The organism is Allobosea sp. 10N428 (genome assembly GCF_056394545.1).
This window is the reverse complement of record NZ_JBFTIC010000034.1, coordinates 1-1,224: the sequence shown is the minus strand read 5'-3', so window position 1 is coordinate 1,224 and position 1,224 is coordinate 1. Positions and strand designations below refer to the sequence as shown.

The following is a 1,224-nucleotide window of genomic DNA, read 5'->3' as shown; positions in this document are numbered from 1 at the left end:
TGACCTGAGACCCTTTTCTCCTCCGGTCTGAGAGAGAGTCCTGAGTTTCGTTTCTGGCCTCATGCGGCCTGTTTTTCCAGCGTGGATTTGAGGGCGAACTCGGCGGGCGTGATGTTGCCGAGGGCCGAGTGGGGTCTGTGGCGGTTGTAATCCTCCTTCCACGAGGTGATGGCGCTGCGGGCCTCGACGAGCGTTGAGAACAGCGTGTCGTTGAGGCACTCGTCCCGGAAGCGTCCGTTGAAGCTCTCGACGAAGGCATTCTGCGTCGGCTTGCCGGGAGCGATGTAGTGCCACTCGACGCCGGTCTCCTGGCACCAGCGCAGGATCGCCATCGAGGTGAACTCGGTGCCGTTGTCGGACAGGATCGTCCCCGGCCGGCCGCGCAGGCGAATGACATCATCCAGTTCGCGAGCCACGCGCAGGCCCGAAAGCGAGGTGTCGGCGACGAGTGCCAGGCACTCGCGTGTATAGTCGTCGACGATGGCGAGCACCCTGAAGCGGCGACCGTCCGAGATCGTGTCGGACAGAAAATCGAGGCTCCAGCGCGCATTGGCCCGATCAGGCACGAGCATGGGCCTGCGCGTGCCCAGTGCCCGTTTGCGGCCGCCGCGCCGGCGCACCTGCAACTTCTCCTCGCGATAGAGCCGTCGCAGCTTCTTCTGGTTCATCACGATGCCCTGGCGGTCCAACATGATGTGGATCCTGCGGTAGCCGAACCGCCGGCGCTCCGCCGCCACGGCCTTCATCGCCTCGCGCAACAGGGCATCGTCCGGCCGGGTGCTCGTGTAGCGCACCGTCGAGCGGTCGATCGAAAAGGCCAGGCACGCCCGACGCTGGCTCACTGCATGCACCGTGCAGGCATGAGCCACCGCCTTCCGCTTCGCATCGGGCGTCACCATTTTTTTGCGGCGACATCCTTCAGGATCGCATTGTCGAGCATCTGCTCGGCCAGCAGCTTCTTGAGACGGGCGTTCTCGTCCTCGAGGGTCTTCAGCCGGCGTGCGTCCGACACGTCCATACCGCCATACTTCGCTTTGAACTTGTAGAAGGTCGCCGAGGAGATGCCGTGCTTGCGGCAGACATCAGCCGTCGCCGCTCCAGCCTCCTGCTCCTTCAGCATCCCAATGATCTGCTCTTCCGTGAATCGTGAGGGGCGCATCGTCCGTCTCCATGATCGACGGACTCTACTCAAATCTGGAGGAAGATCAGGGTCTCAGGTCAGAG

The 1,224-nt window shown here is 63.3% G+C and carries 1 protein-coding gene; it reads right to left on the bottom strand.

Translation table 11 applies throughout. The annotated features are described in order from the left end of the window. Positions 1 to 59: 59 nt before the first annotated feature. Positions 60 to 1,159 (bottom strand): IS3 family transposase gene (locus AC1DDA_RS27375; protein WP_476798090.1). Its coding sequence is split into 2 segments (ribosomal slippage): positions 60 to 898 and positions 898 to 1,159, totalling 1,101 coding nucleotides; the frame shifts between segments, so codons are not numbered across the junction. Between the last annotated feature and the right edge of the window lie 65 nt (positions 1,160 to 1,224).